The 18941-nt window shown below is 29.6% G+C and carries 16 protein-coding genes; all 16 read right to left on the bottom strand.

The features are described from left to right. Positions 1 to 161: 161 nt before the first annotated feature. A complete protein-coding gene (locus ACQRC6_RS07340) occupies positions 162 to 1907 on the bottom strand; it encodes an FtsX-like permease family protein (protein WP_427848386.1) in 1746 nt (581 codons plus the stop codon). A 201-nt stretch (positions 1908 to 2108) separates the two neighbouring features. Then, a complete protein-coding gene (locus ACQRC6_RS07335) occupies positions 2109 to 2837 on the bottom strand; it encodes an ABC transporter ATP-binding protein (RefSeq protein ID WP_427848385.1) in 729 nt (242 codons plus the stop codon). A gap of 868 nt (positions 2838 to 3705) precedes the next feature. After that, complete coding sequence (locus ACQRC6_RS07330) at positions 3706 to 5130, bottom strand: ABC transporter ATP-binding protein (RefSeq protein WP_427848384.1); 1425 nt, start codon at positions 5128 to 5130, stop codon at positions 3706 to 3708. Further along, a complete protein-coding gene (locus tag ACQRC6_RS07325) occupies positions 5115 to 5849 on the bottom strand; it encodes an energy-coupling factor transporter transmembrane component T (RefSeq protein ID WP_427848383.1) in 735 nt (244 codons plus the stop codon). The genes ACQRC6_RS07330 and ACQRC6_RS07325 overlap by 16 nt, the downstream gene beginning before the upstream one ends. Further along, positions 5806 to 6396, bottom strand: a complete 591-nt coding sequence (locus ACQRC6_RS07320) for an MptD family putative ECF transporter S component (protein WP_427848382.1) — start codon at positions 6394 to 6396, stop codon at positions 5806 to 5808. Before ACQRC6_RS07320 ends, ACQRC6_RS07325 begins: the two co-directional genes overlap by 44 nt. Positions 6397 to 6409: 13 nt before the next feature. After that, positions 6410 to 8140: an ABC transporter ATP-binding protein gene (locus tag ACQRC6_RS07315; protein WP_427848381.1), complete on the bottom strand. Its 1731-nt coding sequence runs from the start codon at positions 8138 to 8140 to the stop codon at positions 6410 to 6412. Beyond that, positions 8133 to 9878, bottom strand: a complete 1746-nt coding sequence (locus tag ACQRC6_RS07310; RefSeq protein WP_427848380.1) for an ABC transporter ATP-binding protein — start codon at positions 9876 to 9878, stop codon at positions 8133 to 8135. The genes ACQRC6_RS07315 and ACQRC6_RS07310 overlap by 8 nt, the downstream gene beginning before the upstream one ends. A 53-nt stretch (positions 9879 to 9931) precedes the next feature. Further along, positions 9932 to 10558 (bottom strand): TetR/AcrR family transcriptional regulator, encoded by a 627-nt coding sequence (locus ACQRC6_RS07305; RefSeq protein ID WP_427848379.1) that lies wholly within the window; start codon positions 10556 to 10558, stop codon positions 9932 to 9934. 109 nt (positions 10559 to 10667) lie between these two features. Then, a complete protein-coding gene (locus ACQRC6_RS07300; RefSeq protein ID WP_427848378.1) occupies positions 10668 to 10880 on the bottom strand; it encodes a hypothetical protein in 213 nt (70 codons plus the stop codon). A 216-nt stretch (positions 10881 to 11096) separates the two neighbouring features. After that, positions 11097 to 12026: a helix-turn-helix domain-containing protein gene (locus ACQRC6_RS07295; RefSeq protein ID WP_427848377.1), complete on the bottom strand. Its 930-nt coding sequence runs from the start codon at positions 12024 to 12026 to the stop codon at positions 11097 to 11099. Then, positions 12019 to 13419, bottom strand: a complete 1401-nt coding sequence (locus tag ACQRC6_RS07290; RefSeq protein WP_427848376.1) for an ATP-binding cassette domain-containing protein — start codon at positions 13417 to 13419, stop codon at positions 12019 to 12021. Before ACQRC6_RS07290 ends, ACQRC6_RS07295 begins: the two co-directional genes overlap by 8 nt. After that, positions 13413 to 14108, bottom strand: coding sequence for an energy-coupling factor transporter transmembrane component T (locus ACQRC6_RS07285; RefSeq protein ID WP_075660013.1), 696 nt, complete (start codon positions 14106 to 14108; stop codon positions 13413 to 13415). The genes ACQRC6_RS07290 and ACQRC6_RS07285 overlap by 7 nt, the downstream gene beginning before the upstream one ends. After that, entirely contained in the window at positions 14108 to 14689 is a 582-nt protein-coding gene (locus ACQRC6_RS07280; RefSeq protein WP_427848375.1) for an MptD family putative ECF transporter S component, read from the bottom strand. Before ACQRC6_RS07280 ends, ACQRC6_RS07285 begins: the two co-directional genes overlap by 1 nt. Before the next feature lie 9 nt (positions 14690 to 14698). Then, positions 14699 to 16420, bottom strand: a complete 1722-nt coding sequence (locus ACQRC6_RS07275) for an ABC transporter ATP-binding protein (protein ID WP_427848374.1) — start codon at positions 16418 to 16420, stop codon at positions 14699 to 14701. Continuing rightward, the gene (locus ACQRC6_RS07270) at positions 16417 to 18165 is read right to left on the bottom strand and encodes an ABC transporter ATP-binding protein (RefSeq protein WP_427848373.1); all 1749 of its coding nucleotides are present in this window, start codon (positions 18163 to 18165) and stop codon (positions 16417 to 16419) included. The genes ACQRC6_RS07275 and ACQRC6_RS07270 overlap by 4 nt, the downstream gene beginning before the upstream one ends. Before the next feature lie 439 nt (positions 18166 to 18604). After that, positions 18605 to 18941: ATP-binding cassette domain-containing protein (locus tag ACQRC6_RS07265; protein WP_427848372.1), on the bottom strand; the 337-nt coding region annotated here is incomplete at its 5' end.

Below are 18941 nucleotides of genomic sequence, written 5' to 3'. Positions count from 1 at the left end.
TTTTTTTTATGTTAAATTTTAAATGTTTTAAAAATAAAAAAGGGATACATGTATCGACTTATTATCGATTACATATATCCCAATAAAATTTTATAAATCACTTTTTACAAATTTTCTACTTCCAAGAAAAGAAAATATAACCACTAATCCTTAATTTATATTTATCTATCCAACATTTTATTTCTTTCTGTTTTCAACAGACAAACTATAGTAGTGATAACAATGCATATCAAAATGAAGAATATATTTAGGTATAGACTCACTTTAATTGGTAGATTTGCACCTATGGTTATTTCATTCATACTAAATTCCTTAATAAATTTAATCAACATTATAGAAAGTACCATAATTATCATAATATTGGCAGAAAGAATAATAGCCAAGATTTCTACCAAATTTTCTAAAATTATTTCCCTTCTAGTAAAACCCAGCCTAAATAATAATTTGAAATCATCTTCTTTAAAAGATATTAAAGATATTATGTTTTGAGCAATAATTACCAATGCTAAAATCATACAAGGAAAATAAAGAAATTTTATTGTTGTAAATTCGTGATTAGAAAAATTTTTCAAGTATTCATTTACATCTTCTGAACCTGTTAAAATTTTTGAATTAGGTAAAATTTTTACAATTTCCTTTTCTAATTCATCTTTTCCAAGGCTTGAGTTATTTATATATATCTTATTATCTATCTTTTCAAGTCCTGGCAAAAAATCATTAGAATTGTAGTCGAGATATATTTTTGGTAATAACAGATAAGGTACGGATCCAAAAATTGCTACTACCTCATATGTTTTCTCTTCTCCATTATAATAAGTTATTTTTATTTCATCTCCAAGTTCATAATCATTACTTGCACCAATCTTGTTTTTAGATATATTATCTATACTTCCTGCCTCGAGATCTAAATTAACCATAAGACTCTTATCATTAATGTAATTCACTCCTACATAATGATCATCTTCTGCTGCATCATAATAGCTTAAAGTATTTGTAATTATTAAATCTTGTGTCCCCTTAATCTCTAATAGCTTTTCTTGAATATTGGCATTTATGCTAGTTGGATTTATAATGGCGTATATTCCTTCTCCCATTTTTTTATTTTGAGCATTATACTCTCTATTCATCCTTACTACACTTGCCTCTGAAAAAAGGGCAAATATCGAAGGTATTATGATTGCCAAAAGAATGGGTATAGCCACTGAGAGATTTTTTTGTGCATTCATTAGAACTTGACCTCTAGCGTAAGAAGCTAATGCTGAGTTTTTTAACACTAAGACTTTTGTTATTAAACTAGAAATCTTTGGAATCAATAAAGGGGACACAACTATAACAAGAGCTACTGCTAAAACTCCAACTCCTTGAATATCTATTATAGTCCCTGTCTCTACTGGTTTAATTAAAGTGTAATATAAAAAAACAAAAAATAAAGCCAAACCAATAATAGATCTTAGAATTATATTTTTCTTGCTAAGAGTTGTTATTTCCCTTGATTCAATAAATAGGTCTAAAGGTCTTGCTTTTATAATATTTATACTCGCTGTTAGACTCGCTATAATAACCATAATAAAAATAGCTACTAAGCTTATTGCGCTAGATTGTAATCCTGGTCTTAGATTAACCTTTAGGAGACTATCATATCCTGGTTTAAAAATAAAATAAAAGAAAAACTTTACATAAGCCTCCATAAAAAACCTAGACAAAAATATTCCAAAAATTGAAGCTATAATATTTAAAAATAAAGTCCTAAATAAAAGAATACCAGTAATTTCCTTATTATTTAGACTATTGAGTTTTAAAAGAGCCCAATCTTTATCTTCCTGTTTTATTGAAAAATAAATTGTCCCTAATAAAAGAAGAAAACCAAAAAATAAAATCATTAAAAGTTGAAGTTGAGAGCCATTCACTATATCCCCAAGTATAAGATTATTTTTTTGCCCACCAAATGTAGAAAAATCAAGTCATCATTTGGGTTTATTGTAGCTAAATACCACGCTGATGTTACACTTAGAGCCATTGAGATTAAGGTCATAGCTATAAACATCCATAAGTTAACTATCTTGTTTTTCCAAATCATCCTTATGGCAATTTTCACTTTCATCTTAATCTTACCCCCTTATTTTCTTGTTTTCTTCAAGCTTGGTAAAGATTTCTAAAATCTCGCTGATAGTTGGTTTGTTAATTTCTTGGCGAAGCTGACCGTCAAGCAAAAATAATACTCTATCCATTTGAATAGCTACATTAGGGTCATGAGTTACAACTATAGTGCTTGTACCTATATCATTTAATTTCTTCATTTCCTCCAAAGCACTATAAGATGAATTGGTGTCTAGTGATCCTGTGGGTTCGTCTGCAAAAATGAGATCTGGTTTAAATAAAAGAGCCCTAGCTATAGCAACCTTTTGTCGTTGCCCACCAGATAATTTTGCTGGATAAGACTTCTCTTTACCGCTTAAATTTAATAGATGTAAAATTTCTTTTAACTCATTTGTATTTAACTTTCTTTTGTTAAGACTGCTTTTTAGCTCAATATTTTCTTCTACATTTAAAACAGGAATTAAATTAACATCTTGAAAGATAAAGTCAAAATTTTTCCTATACAGTTCATTTAACTTTTTCGTGGAAAGTGTCCTAATATCTTTGTTTAAAAATAAAATCTCTCCACTACTAGCCTTTATCATGCCACATAAACAATAAAGAAGTGTAGACTTCCCTGAACCAGAAGGTCCCATAATCGCTATTGATTCAGCTTTTTTCAATGATAAAGATATGTCTTTTAAAATAAAATTTTTTCCATCAAAAGTGTGGTAAAGGTTTTTTACTTTAATAACCTCCATAGAATCATCTCCCGTTATAAGAAATAAGACCTCCTAAAATTATAATTAATTTAAAAGAGGCCTTATTTTTAAATAGTTTCTTTCATCATTTAGAACTAACTGCAAAGCAATAACCACTAAACTTCTAGTATTGAAATTTAGTATTTTGGCTAGACTTTCTAGAAGCTATTTTGCTTTCATTAGTCTCATTTCTTGTAGTTTTAATATTTTAGCTGACATTGCACCTTTATCACTTTTTTTCAAATACATCATAGCTAGATATTGTTTTTTCAAATATTTCATATTCTTAAAACAACATTAAAATTTTTTGCAATTCCCAAATCCTAGAAAAATATTTATCTTTAGTTTAAAAAGTTTTCCCAATCTTTTATTAGAATTGTGGCTTGATCTTTTCTTCTTTATAAAATACTAATGTATTATCTTACACTAAGCTCATTAGTTATTTGTTGTTAAGTTAATCCCCTCTCTTTCATAATTTGTTTTATTCCATTTTCAAAACATTTTAAACCTTCCTATCTTAATTCAAGATTAGTATAACGTATTCCCTTATAGATTGCAAATATACTTGTATTTTCCATTAAAAACTGACAAAATCATATTTGTTGCTATTTTTTTGTGTTTAAAGTCATTATTACTTTTTTCTATGAAAATAGCTTTTACAATACTAATCTTTAACAAAGATAAGTTAGAAATAGAAAAACAATGTTCCACTAATATTAGTAGAAATAAAGATGTGATCCTTGGATATTTGAATATTCTGGATTTGAAGAATTGAATTCATAAATAATATTTTTTCTTCCAATTTACACTCCCTTGGAAATACACAAACAAAATTATTTTTTATTACAAGCAAATCATAAAATATCTTTTAAGCTTTTATAAATTCAAATATTTTACACTCATTACCTTTAACTTTTATTTTATTATTTGTGTTTTTGTCAAGAAGTAAAACATAATGGCAACACTTAAACAAAAGTTCCGTGTCATGAGTTATAATTATTATAGGAAATCTTTTTGAAAATTCATTTAGTAAGTTTGCCATAACTTCCATATTTCTATAATCTAACCCTGCTGTAGGCTCATCTAAAATTATTAGTTCTCTTCCTGATAAAAGTGCAGTAATAACAGCTAGTCTCTGTTTTTGTCCACCTGAAAGTTTTTGAGGATGAGAAATTCTTTCTTCCCAAAGCCCAAATGTTTTCAGAAGTCTTTTGATTAAATTCTTATCCTGATTTTTACTTGTTATTAATAGTTCATTTTCAACTGTATCTAAAAATATTTGTGAATCAACATCTTGCTGTACATAATATGAATTTTTTAATCTTTCTTTTTCATTTAGACCAAGATTTGTATTTTGTTTTTTTCCAGTTAACCCTGTTATTGTCCTAGCTAAAGTTGTTTTTCCAGTTCCATTCTTTCCTATTATTCCCATTACTTCCCCTTCTCGTAGTGAAAAGGAAACTTCATTCATAATTTTTTCTTTGTTTTGCATAACTTTTATGTTATTAAATTCTATGACATTTTTGGTATATATTGGATTTTTTTCTGCTTTTAAAAATCCTTCATCTAAGACTCTTAATCCTAAACCAGAACACATTTCAGGCCTTAACTCTCCATTTTTATAAATTGACTTTATCTCACCTCTTTCCATAAGTATAAGGCGGTCATATAAGCTTTTTAAGTAATAAATTCTATGGTCTGCTACAACAATTGTTTTTCCTAAATTTTTGAGAATACAAAAAATTTCCTTTAAGTTTTCAATACTTTTATAATCTAAACTAGATGATGGCTCATCAAAAAATATCAAGTCTGTATCATAAACTAGAGTACAAGCTATTGCCACTTTTTGCCTTTCTCCTCCCGATAAATCGAAAATAGATTTATATCTCAAATGCTCAATTTCTAATAAATCTAATACTTCGTCAACTCTTTTTATTAACTCATGTCTAGGCATTCCCATATTTTCGCCAACTAAGGCAATCTCATCTTCGACTATTGTACAAAAGAATTGATCTTTTGGATTTTGAAAAACATTGCCAATATATTTAGCCAGTTCACCCTTCTTGTATTTGCTTAACAGTTTTCCCTTTAATTTAATCTCTCCTATTAATTTACCCTCATAAAATTCTGGAATAAGACCATTCATTAGACGTAACAAAGTTGATTTACCACAGCCAGAATTTCCTGTTAATAATATAATCTCTCCCTTTTCTATCTTTAAATTTATGTTTTCTAATATATTATCTTCATCATAGGCAAAAGATTTTAAATCAACTTCTAAAATAGTTCCCATATCGTTACTCCCAATAAAATAATTCCTAATATCCAAAGCAAAGAATCAAATTTACTAAAACTTATCTCATGAAAACTTGATTTTTCGCCATCATACTCAATTCCCTTTGTGAGTATTGAGCAGGTTAAAGTATCACTAATATGCATACATTTGTATAGGAGTGGTACAAAATACAATTCAAATGCCTTTATAGGATGAAATATGCTTACTTTAAAGCCTCTAATTTTTAGTCCTTCTTTAATTTCACCAAGTCTTATTTTTATTTCTGGAAGCAATCTAAACAAAAGTGCCACAGCAATATTTAAGTTTCCTTTTATCCCCATGCTTCTTAATACTGCGATAAGGTAAGATGTGCTATAAAAAGATATAATCTTAGCCAAAATAAATATAGGTGAAAGTCTTAATCCTATTTTTAGCATTGAGTATATAGACCCTACAAAAATTCCACCAGAAATGTATTCTAAGCCTCTTGACAAAAAATATATAGTAGCTATGCCTATTAAAAAATTAAGTGCGTACTTTATAGATGTGCTAGCTAAGCACAAAAAACTTACAATTAAACATATATAATATACATTTGTAGATCCTATTAATAAAATTATTGAAAAAATGAGAATTAGCCCAAATATTGTTTTTGGGTTAATTCTAACATTTTTTTTGGTTTCTTTATTCACTTTACAAATTGCTTTTCTTGGTTTTACTTGCGAAAAATTTTTCATAAATGTAATTCCCAAAGCTGGCTCCAATTAGAGATGCTATCACTGAAATCAAATCACATATACCTATGTTAATTGGTGTATAGAAATTTTTTAAAAATGAAATATATTCAGGTGTCATCATTTTTACTATGGAAGGATTAGTTCCAAAGAAATAAGTTATAACCATAGCATGAAATGAATAAATGAACATACCAACTCCATAAGCATAACCAGCTCTTTTATTTGCTGCTCTATAATTTACTTCTCTTCCCATAACAAGTTCAGCTAATATGCCTGCTACTATATTAATAATAAGGATTGGCCACATTCCCATCAATAAAGTATAGTACACTCCAATTAGAAAGAAATAAACAAAAGCAACTCCTCTTTTACCTACTGATCTAGATAATATTACAAATACTGGTGCTCCAATAATAGTTGCAAAGGCACATGATATATACAAACTTGGTGCAACTCCCAACATTCCTGTAGCATAACCTAATCCCATTGTTAAAACAAATCCTATAATGGAAAATACTATAATTTTTACCACATCTTTTAATTTCATTTTATAATCCTCCTTATAATTTCCAATTTTCTGTTTCTTCTCTTATTTTTATAAAGTCATAATACAACCCTTTTTTTTCTAATAATCCTTCATGATTTCCTTTTTCTACAATCTCTCCTCTATCTAGTACAATAATTTGATCAGCATTTTGTACAGTTTTTAATCTATGAGCTATCATAATTACGGTTTTTTCCTTCATTAAGGCATTAATTGCTTTTTGCAATTTGTCCTCATTTTCTGGATCAACATTTGCAGTTGCTTCATCTAAAATTACAATTGGTGCATTTTTTAACATTGCCCTGGCAATAGAAATCCTTTGTTTTTCACCACCGGACAAATTAGCTCCTCCTTCACCAACCATAGTCTGATAAGCATCTGGCAATTTCATTATGAAATCATGACAGCAAGCTTTCTTCGCTGCTTCTATAACCTCATCGTGACTAGCTTCTTGATTACCAAATTTAATATTGTTTTCTATGGTATCTTCGAATAAATACACCTTTTGAAATACCATAGAAATTTTATTCATTAAAGACTCTAAACTATAATCCTTAATATTTCTTCCTCCTAGCAAAATTTGACCAGAGTTGACATCCCAAAATCTAGCAATTAAATTACATAGCGTCGTCTTTCCAGACCCAGATGGTCCAATAATTGCTGTCGTCGTATTTTCCTTAATCAACAAACTTAAATCCTTTATAATTTTCTTATTTCCATAAGAAAAATTGACCTTTTTAAATTCAATATTTATATGCTCTGTTTCAATATTTTCTCCATTTATATCAAGTTGTGGCATTTTATTTAGCTCCTCTACTTGATCTATGGATGAACTTACTACTCTTAAAACAGCCATTGATGACCCTGCTGATTCAATTTGTGCAAATACCATAAAGGAAATAATAATAGACATCAATGTATCAACTAAATTCATTGAATTGTTAAAATAAAGATATACAGCCAAAAATCCTATTGCAATAGAACCTATGCGAAGCACTAATTCCTGTGCCATATTATATGGTGTAAAAGACTTTTCTATATTTAAATTAGCTCCTTTATTTTCTCTAATAGCATTTTGAACCTTTTTATCTCCTTTTCCAGTTAAATTGAAAGACTTTATGATATGCATACCTTTGATCTGCTCTAAAATAGTTTCAACTAATTTTGTTTGAGAAATTTGTCGTTTAGGAGCTACCTGAGCAGATTTTCTTTCCATCAACGATGTAATATATAGATATAAAAGACTTGTCAAAATAACAACTATCCCTATTCTTTTGTCATAAATTAATATAATTAGTGTGAATACAATAGAATTTAAAAATCCACTCATCATATTAATAAGAACAATTGGAATTGTATTTTCAATATCTGACATAATTGTAGTCATAATTCCTACAACTTGCCCTTCGCTATTCTCATTAAAATATCCCATAGGTACGCTTTTAACTTTTTTGCCTATTTCTATTCGCTTGTCAGCTGTCATATAATAGGAAGCGTGTGTCTGTTTTAATTGAGAAAAATAATTTGTAACAGCTCTTCCTAATATACTTACTATTAAAAAGATTAATGCCAAAAGTCCTGGTTTTAGAGAATTGTTTTTTTCGACAATTCCTAAAAGGACAAAGTATACTGCACTTATCTGAAATATATGAAAAATAGCATATACAAAAGAAATTACTAGTGACTTATTAATGTTATTTTTTTCTTGTCCTGCAAAGTTCCAAATTTTTTTTAATGCACTAATCATTTTCAATCACCTCTTTTGCTCCAATGTGTGCCAGCCACATATCTTTATATAAACTACTTTTTTCTAAAAGCTCTTTATGCCTTCCTTGGCTATCTAATTTTCCGTCTTTAATAACATAGATTTGATCAGAATCTTTAATTGTAGATAGTCTATGAGCAATTACAATAACAGTTTTTCCATCTAATAGTTTAAATATTGCTTTTTGTACCAATCTCTCATTCTCAGGATCGATATACGCTGTTGCCTCGTCTAAAATTACAATTGGTGCATTTTTTAACATAGCTCTAGCAATTGCAATTCTCTGCCTTTCACCACTAGATAAGTGCCCTCCACCACTGCCAACTTTCGTATCATATCCCTTTTCCAAGTTTGTAATAAATTCATGACATCCTGATTCTTTTGCAACTTTCTCAACTTCTGCATCACTTGCACCTAATTTCCCCATTCGAATGTTTTCTCTTATAGATTCATCAAATAAGAAATTGTCCTGAGATACATAAGATATATAATTATAAATTTGTTTAAGAGGAATATTTTTATATTCCACGTTCCCAAGTTTTATTTCTCCTTGACTTGGATCATAATAAGCTCCAATGAGTTTAGCAAGTGTTGATTTGCCGCCGCCAGAAGGACCTACAAAAGCATTAAAACTGCCTTCTTTTAAATACATACTAATGCCTTTAATTACTTCATCTTCATTATTATAAGAAAATCTCAAATCATTAAGTTCTATATCTAAGTTCTTTAACATAAATTCCTTTGATGCATGATCTTGTTCTTCTTCCAAGATAATACTATCCACTGAATCTAAAATAGTTCCTACTCTTGCTAAACTATCTACGAAATTCATTGCTTCTGTTAAAAGACCCGAAATGCTAAAGGCTAAAATTATGACCATTAAAAATGTTTCTGCTTGTAAATTTCCATTTTTAAAAAATATCCAACCTACAGGTAACACTGCTAGTAAAGTAGTTGGCATAACAGATTTTGACATAGACATTAAAAATTGTACATCTTTCATCCATTTGCAATAATAATTTGCATTTGCCTTTATTTTTTCAGAAAACTTTCGATACTGTTCATCTCCTTGATTGAAAGCTTTTATTACTTCGATTCCCTCAATGTACTCTACAATAGAAGAGTTCATCTCTCCTCCAACTTGAACAGCTCCAGCAAATTGCTTTGGATATCCTTTCATAATTTTCTTCATAAAAATCATACCTATTGGAAAAGATACAAGCGATAATAGTGCCATTCTCCAGTCAAGGATAAATAAATAAATTAAAATAAGTATTGGTCCGATTATATTGGCAGTAAGTTCAGGTATTAAGTGGGCAACAGGTCTTTCTAAACTTTCTACCTGGTCAACTATTATTTGTTTTATTTTTCCGCTGGGCGTATCTACAACTTTTCCAAGAGATAACTTAGGCAACTTTTTTAATATCTTTAATCTAATCTCCTCTAACAAACTATAAGCAGACTTATGTGATTTGGATAAGGCTATGTTATAGAAAATAACTTTAATTAAATAACCTATAAATCCTATCAAAAACCACTTAATATAAAAATCAATTTTTCTTACATCGCCTATTAAAGCAGCGATAATTTTGCCAGCAGAAATAAAGGGTATAATTCCACCAATTACTCCTATAATTGCAAACAAAATGGCGAGTCGCAATTCTTTATGCTCATTTTCTGCTAAATTCCATAATCTTTTTAATGGACTTTCTTTTTTCATAAAAACCTCCTTTTGTAGATAACTAAGTTATCTGTTGTTTAAAAAATTTGAGGTTATAAACCTCGCATTTTTTTCCAACCATCATTGAAGAAACTAGATATAATTTTTGCATTTTGCATGGCTTGTTCTTTAGTATTAGAATGAACAACTAATTCCGCAAGAGCATAAATATAAGCATGATTAATAAGATGCAGACCTTCATCTGTAATAACGCTCTTATAACCGTCTTTATGAATCATATTTAAAATCTTTTTATGATTATCATCTTCAAAGCCTACAATTTTTTCAATAAAATTTTCATATTTAGTCCCGTAAGATGAAAATACTAACAATTGAAAATTTTCTTTATTATCATAAAAATATGATACAGAACGAATTGAAGCTTCTTCTTTCAGTTTTATGATTTCTAATATTATTTTCTCGCTAATAGGGCAATCTGAATTATACTTAATAAAACTCTTGTCTTTATATTTTTTATACAAATTAAGAATGTCATAAGCAAGTTGTCCCACCATTGACTCAAATAATTCTTCTTTATTAGAAAAATATTTATAAAACGCTCCCGTTGTTACACCTGCATCTTTACAAATTCTTCTTAAATTTGCATTCTCAAATCCTATTTCTAAAAACTGTTTCTTACCACTTTCTATAATTTTTTCTTTCGTATTTAATACTTCCAAACTAAACACCATCCATTAGCATAATTTATTCAGATAACTTTGTTATATAGCTTGATTATACTTTTTATCTACAAAAAAATCAATACTAATTATCATTTATCCCTTTCAATCATAAATCCCACCCTGATTCTTTCATAAATATTACTATTAATAAATTTAAAACCATAAGAATTAAAACACTAATATCATTTTTTCTAAACTTAATAAGATGTCTACTTGTTTTTTCAACAGGAGCATCAAGACCTCTCACGATAGCTGATTGAGACAATTCGTCTCCTATTTCTAAAACACTTGCAAAAAGAGGTATAAAAAAATATTCCATAATTAGAAGAGGTTTTTCAATAAATTCTTTAAATTAAAATTGATTCCTCTAGTCTTCATTGCCATATTAATATGACTCCACTCACCTTTAATTGTTGGGATTTGTATAGGAGTGGTACAAAATACAATTCAAATGCTTTTATAGGATGAAATATGCTAACTTTAAAGCCTCTAATTTTTAATCCTTCTTTAATTTCACCAAGTCTTATTTTATATTTCAAATTTTATTATGTCTTCTATATTTACTTGGGCTTAGACCTGTGAATTTTTTAAAGGACCTTGCGAAATTAGAAGGGTTTTTAAATCCCACTTCTTCACACACATCAATTATATTTTTATTTGTTGATATTAAAATTTCCTCTGCTTTAATTAATCTCATATTATTTAAATATCTCATGGGAGTATACTGAAATATACGCATAAACCTATTGTTTAGGTATGATTTTGAAATTTTAAATTCTTTGCAAATTTTATTTAGATCGATGTCTTCTTTCATATGAGTTTTAAGGTAGCTTTCTATCTGATAAATCTCTTCTTTCATCGCATCCTCTTTGTAATATTTTGTCCTGTTTTCTGTAACTTTTTCATTTGCTATCCTATACATAAGTTCCAATATTTTTAGAGTTATTAAAATCACATCTCTATTTTTTAAGGCTTCTATTAATTGATTGGCAAGAAATATTAGTTCCCTGCTATTGAAAGTATAACCAAAGTCTTTAATATTTTCTACATTTTTTAAAAATTTTGAGATTATTTTATAACTCTTGTCTTTGTGATCTATATGTTTTGGCGATATTGCTATATTAAAGGCAATAGTCTTATTACTTGTACAATAGGACTCCAATGATTTGGGAAGGGATTTTCCCACAAATATTTCCCTTGTTATCAAAACTCTTGTGTTATTTATATGAGTATAATAATTGCCTTCATATGAATATCCAATTCTATATCCATATGTGCCCTCGCTTTCCGAATTTTCAGCCATATATCTATGCTTAAAATCTATAAATAATACAGTAATGCCTGGAAATATGGCATAGGATCTCATTTTATTTTCTGGATATTCAATTCCCTCATAATCAAAAATATTTTTATCCTCTGTTGGCGATACTTTAAACCCCCAACTTTCATATCCTTTTTTATCCACTTACAAATTTCACCACATTTTCTTGCACCATTTTTATAAACTCATAGTCATGAGTTATTATAATAATGATTTTTCCATCTTCTTTCATTTCTTTTATTACTTTTATCAAATTTCTCATATTTTTAAAACAAAGCCCCGATGTAGGCTCGTCTAATATTACAATACCCTTTGGACTTGCCTTTGCAAGTGCAAGAGCAAGCCTTTGTTTTTCTCCTCCCGATAAACTCTGAGGGTGAAAGTCTTTTTTGTCCCAAAGTCCAAATTCTCTTAAAGTTTCCTCTTTTAATTTTTCATCATTTGATACAATGGAAATCTCGCTATATACCGATTCTGTAAAAAGTTGATAATTTACATCTTGCATCACAAGGGATATATTGTCGCCGTGATTTTTTATTTTTTCTTTACAATAGTATACTTCTCCTTTTTGCCCCTTATTCAGTCCGCAAATATTTCTAATAAAAGAAGATTTTCCGATTCCATTTTCTCCAATTATAAAATGACTTCCCTTGCTAAAAGATATTGAAAAATCAAATATTTCTTTTCCTCCGCTATATTTACAATAAAAATCTTTGCAAATTAATTCATCTTCCTCGTTATATGATTTGTCAAATAGGTTTTTTTCAGTATAATTATCATTTTTAAAATCCCTTTCTTCTATATTTTGTAAAATCCTGAGATGATGCTTTTTTATCAAAACATCATCTACATTATTTTTGTCATATGAAAAAATTTTGTTGTTCTCAATTACAAAAATTTTATCCAAAATATCCCTTAAATAATAAAGCCTATGCTCTGCAATTATTATAATTTTGCCCTGTTTTTTTAAAATCTTTATATCTTCAGAAAGCCTGTTTATAGACTCCCTATCCAGTGATGCGGAAGGTTCGTCAAATAGGTAAATCTCGTTATCCATGACAGAAACAGAAGTTATGGCAACTAATTGTTTTTCTCCCCCTGATAATTTAAGTAAATCTTTATTCAGAAGTTTTTCTGTCGAAAGCAGTTTGGTATAGTATTCTATCCTATTAAAAATTTCCTCTTTTTCCATTTTTCTATTTTCCAAGGCAAAGGCTATTTCATCAAGGGAATTTATTGCATAAAATTGATTTTTTGGATTTTGAAATACTGTCGATATTTTCTCGCTTCTTTTTGTAATATCACTTTCCAGTAAATTCTCGCCATTTAATTTTATTTCCCCACATATTTTTGCACTTGTTATCTCTGGGATTATGCCGTTTATTAATTTTATAAGAGAAGATTTACCGCAACCTGATTCTCCCGTTATTACATTTATGCTACCTTTTTCAAATTTTAAATTGATATCGTCTAGGATTTTTAAATTTTTACCCTCATCATTTTCATATTCCAGAGTCAAATTTTTAAATTCTAACATAGCTTCACCTTAATAAACAAAATCGTCAAAAACAAAGAAAATAAAATTAGTATATAATCATAAAACTTTAGGCTTGCATTTGAAATACTACTTCTTTCTTCCCCTACTCTCATACCTCTTGTCATGGCAGATATTGATACATTATCGGCTGTTTGAGAAGTTATCATAAGAAGTGGAACAAATTTGTATTCTATAATTCTTGCCGGATTTTTAAAAAAATTTTTTAATGTAAGCCCGTGCATATACATCGCCTCGTTAATCACCTTATAGTCTTCTTTAATGGAGTAGAAAAATCGAAACATAACAGAAATCGGAATTATAATAAAATCGGGAAATTTCATCCTTGTTAGAGAATATACAAGGTCGCTCATCTTTGTGGTTGTCACTCCATAATACCCCATCATCACGCCCGGAATAATTCTAAGTATTATTCCACAATAGAGAGTAAGTACCATAGCAAGAAAATTCCCCTGAAAATGTGGCAAAAACTTTTGCCCCAATAAAGCAATTACTGTATAGAAAAGTCCCTTGAAAAATAGGGACTTTTCTCTGTCAAAAAGTGCTAAGATATAAGGAAATACAACTAATAAAATACCAAGGAAAGGATATTTTTGACTTACGGAACCTTCTACCACAACAATTCCAAGTACTATGGTTAATATGAACTTTGTCCTGAAATCCAGTTTCATTAAGCCATTCCCGCTTTTTTAAAATGCTTATTCAAAATTTTAATCCCGATAGTGCAACCCAAGTAGCCTCCTATCATTCCAAGAATAACAATCGGTAAAAAGGACCACATCGGCATGACGCTCATTAATTTATTTACGTATTCTTTTCCATAACCCTGTGCAATTAAAGACTGTATATAGGCATCTCTTGCAAAATATAGCGGAATAAGATTTGCCGCCGCAAATAACATAAATACTAGATAAGAAAGTCTTGCGTGTTTTATAGATTTATAGTCTCCCTTTTTCATAATATATTCGGAGATAAGTGAAAATACTATAATAAGTGGAAATACAATGGCTCCATGACCTGACATTGAAAACACCAGCCCAAAAATTATTCCCATAATCAAAATCATCCCAAATTTATTTATCTTCGTTGAGTAAAGCATAAATACAGGACCTGATATTATGCCGCAACAAAATGGTACAATTGGCATGGCAACGGGAATAAAACCAATCATACCTCCGATCCATGTGGCTGCCATTATTAGCAATGAAAATACTCCTGCATTTACTAAATCACGGACTGTAAATTTTTTCATTTTTCCTCCTTAAAATACAAATTCTTCCGATTTTCTTGAAGAGTCTATCATCTTTTTATATGTCCTGCTTGATTTCAGTAGTTCTTCATGCACACCTGACTCTTCAATTTTCCCATTATTCATCACAATGATTTGATTTACCTTTTCTATTGATTTCATTCTGTGAGAAATTATCATGACGGTTTTATTTTTTGTAAGTTTATTTAATGACTGCTGAATATATTTTTCATTTTCTACATCAAGACTTGCCGCAATTTCATCAAGTAAAATAATCTCTGCATCTTTTAGAAATGCTCTTGCAATAGAAATCCTTTGTCTTTCGCCTCCTGATAGATTTGAACCATTTTCTCCTATAAATGTGTCATACCCTTGAGGCAGTTTTTCTACAAATTCATCACAATTGGCAAGTCTTGCCGCTTCTATTACCTCTTCATCAGATGCGGACAAATTGCCTATTCTAATATTGTCCATTACCGAGCCGTTAAATAATAATACCTCTTGAAATACTATTGATATATGCTTAAATAAATCTTCTGTCCTTATTTTTTGTATTTCTTTGCCATCAATAATTATTTTTCCGCTGTCATAATCATAAAGTCTGGACACCAATCTTAAAAGAGTGGTCTTTCCACACCCAGAAGGCCCTACAAGAGCTGTTGTCTTTCCTTGAAGTGCTTTAAAAGAAATATCATCTATTACTTTTTTCCCGTCAAGATAAGAAAATTTCACATTTTCTCCTGAAATATCGAATTGATTTAACTCACTAGCACTTCCTAATTGAGTTGGAGCCTCTTTAAGTTTCCTTATTTTTTCAACAGGAGAGTCGATATACATCATTTCCGCATAATATTGATTAAATGCTGCGATACCGTCAATAAGTCTTGCTGCCGCAAATAAATATCCTGCAAAATAAAGTATGTTAATATTACCTGAGATTAATTCAGTAAGTCCAAAATATACCACAAATCCGAGAGCAAAATTCCCTACAATTCCGGTTAAAGTTATTGGCACAACTTGTCCGATTTCTGAAGAAATATGATATTTCTCAAGTTCTCTTACAAATTCCAGTGCATCTTTTTTCTTCTTTTCAGATAAATTATAGGATTTTATTTCTGTGGATAAATCTATTAATTCCTGAAACATTTTAGACGATTTTCTTTGCTCTTTATAATATATTTCAGTTGCCCTCGTCTGCCTTTTTTTTGAAAGAAAACTTAAAAGCATGGACACCAAAATTGGAAACATCACCGCAAGTCCAAGTTTTATATTTCCCACTAGAAGCAAAATTCCTATAATGGCGAAGTTTATCATAAAACCGTAAAATCCCGGAATGGCATGACTCATGGCATGTTCAACAGTTTCCACATCCTTCATTATAGTTTGCGACAGGTCTGTTAGACTATGCCTTGAATAAAAAGATAGTGGAAGATCCTTTATTCTCTCGGATATTTCTATCCTAAGATTTGCCGATTCTTTATAAGTTTCGTTATATGTCGTTATATAATCCTTGTTAATTACATAAATCATAAAAAGTCCGATTGCGACAAAAACAATAATTGATATTTTAAAGTCAAAATTTCCTAATCCGAGAAGTCCCTGAATGACATACATTAAAAACATAATGGGCATCATATAGGATAGGCTCTTCAAGGCAGAGTATTTTATCGCAACAATTGTTCCTTTAGCACCTATTTCAGTCAATGCAAATCTATTTTTTATATAATTTTTCATACACTAACCTCCCATTCATTTGCAGATTCGTATAAATCGACAAAAGCTCTGTATCGAGTTTCCCTTTCCATGAGTTCCTTGTGATTTCCTCTTTCAATGACTTTTCCCTTTTCTACAACAAGTATTTCATCTACTCCACGCACAGATGAAAGTCGGTGGGCTATCATAATAGTTGTTCTATTTTTTATTAGCTCTGAAAAAACAAGTAAAAGTTCGTATTCATTTTCAGGGTCTGCTGCAGCTGAGGCCTCGTCCAATATGATAATTTTTGGATTTTTTAAAAAGATTCTAGCAATTGAAACTCTTTGAATTTCACCACCTGATAGATTTATCCCTTCCGCTCCTATAACAGCTTTGTAGCCATCTTTAAATTTATCAATAAATTCATTGCATCTTGCCTTTTTAAGAGCATCATAAACTTCTTCGTCCGATGCATTTTCTCTTGCAAGTTTTACATTGTCAAAGATTGTAACGCCATTAAAGAGTTTTGGGTTTTGAAAAACGATTCCTATTTTGTTCATGAGATACTCTTTCTCGTAAGAAGAAATATTTTTATCTCCTATCCTAATTTCACCGGAGTCCACCGGATAAAGTCCGGAGATTAGTTTAGCAATCGTCGATTTACCGCTTCCCGATGAGCCTACCAAAGCATAGACCTTGTTTTCCGATAATTTAAGAGAAAAGTTTTCGAGTATTTTATTTTCTCCGTCATAAGAAAAATCTACATTCCTAAATTCTATATCCGTAGTTTTCATTTCCCTATCTTGTCCGAAGTTTATCTTCTTTTGCTCCATCTCTTTAAATAAATTCTCAAGATTATCAACTGCCATATTTGCCTGAAATTGGTACATGGATACATACATTATCTTCATAGTATTTGAAAAAAACAGTCCCATAAAAAGAGTGAAAAATAAAACCTTGGCACTCCACAACGCCGGACTATCCCCTCGTGAAACCATAAATAAAGCTATGAAAACAGGGCTTACTATAAAAATATTTAAAATCCACTGAAAAGCCACATAGGGAATTCTGCAAGACATGGAATATTTGTATACCATTTCTTTGTACTCAATTATTGAATCATATAGTTTTTTAAATCCGATGACTGGTGCATTGAAAATCTTCACTACGGGCATACTGCGCACATATTCAACTGCTCCTGCGTTTAACTCATCAAGTTTCTTCATGTAAGCATCCATAAATTGGGTTTCTCCCATCATCTTTTTCATTATAATTAGAGATATAAAAACAATAATCACAAAAAATATTCCAAGATATATATCAAGTGTAAATACCAAAGCCAGCATCAATAATGGTGTTAAAATAGCAGCCGTTTGATCTGGAATCAGATGGGCGACAATCATGTGAGTCTGTTCCACATTATTGTCTATTATTTTTCTGACTTTTCCCGAGTTATGTACATCAAAAAAAGTATTTGAAGCCTCTAAAAGATGTCTTATACCCTTTTCTCTTAATCTTGTTTCCAGTCTAAATCCCGCAAGATGACTCATCCACGTTCCTGCAAGATATAAAAGTCCATGAGAAACAAACAAAAGTAAAATAATCGTAGCAATTTTTAAAGCTTCCTCAAGACTTTCTCCTAAAAAAACATCTTTAAGTAGCAGCCATATTAAATAATAAGCTGTAAATTGCATTATAATCCCTGCCATAGTTAAAATTACAGATAAAAATCCATGCATTTTTCTCTCTGGCATATAAGAAAATAATTTCTTGTATAATTTCAAATTTAAACCTCCTTAAAATAAATAGATAAATATTGCGTTTATTGCTAATTGTTATTGATATTTTTTATCATTTATATGGTAGCATATCTTTTTAATCTTTTCTATTCAAAAATCTTCTTCTATTCAATTATTGTTTGAATATTCAATTCATTATTTTTAAATTTTATAATGAACACGATCAATAAAAATTAGATGCTTATTTGAAAAGGCATTAAGAAAGTTTTTAAAGATTCCAACACTTAAGATTGTCATGAAAACTTGCTAGCCTGTCTGATTTTAATAGACTAATCTTATACTTATAAAGTTAATAAAAACTCTTTAGAATTATTAGGGTAATCTCAAAACAAAAGAGCTTTCAAGATTTATTATAATATCCTAAAAGCTCTTAACTTCCACACTTTTTAATCTTTTATTTTATTTTCCTCCTTTAAAATAATTCTTACTCTACAATCTTCCATTCTCTTGACTTTTCTTGATAATTCCATAGGTCTTTATATAGTCCTTCATTTTTAATAAGTTCTTCATGCTTCCCAACTTCCTCTACCTTTCCTTTGTTTAAAACAACAATTTTATCAGCTCCCATTACGTTTCTTAATTTATGAGCTACAACCACAACTGTTTTATTTTTAATTAAATTTGATATTGCCTCTTGTATAATAAGTTCATTTTCAGGATCAAGTGAAGATGTTGCTTCATCAAGTAGTATTATCGGGGAATCCTTTAAAATTGCTCTCGCTATTGATATTCTTTGTTTCTCACCTCCAGACAGAGTCGCT

Source organism: Peptoniphilus sp. SGI.035 (assembly GCF_050315115.1).
In the GTDB taxonomy this organism is placed as follows: Bacteria; Bacillota; Clostridia; order Tissierellales; family Peptoniphilaceae; genus Peptoniphilus_A.
The sequence above is the reverse complement of the archived record's forward strand: the minus strand, read 5'-3'. Positions and strand labels throughout refer to the sequence as shown.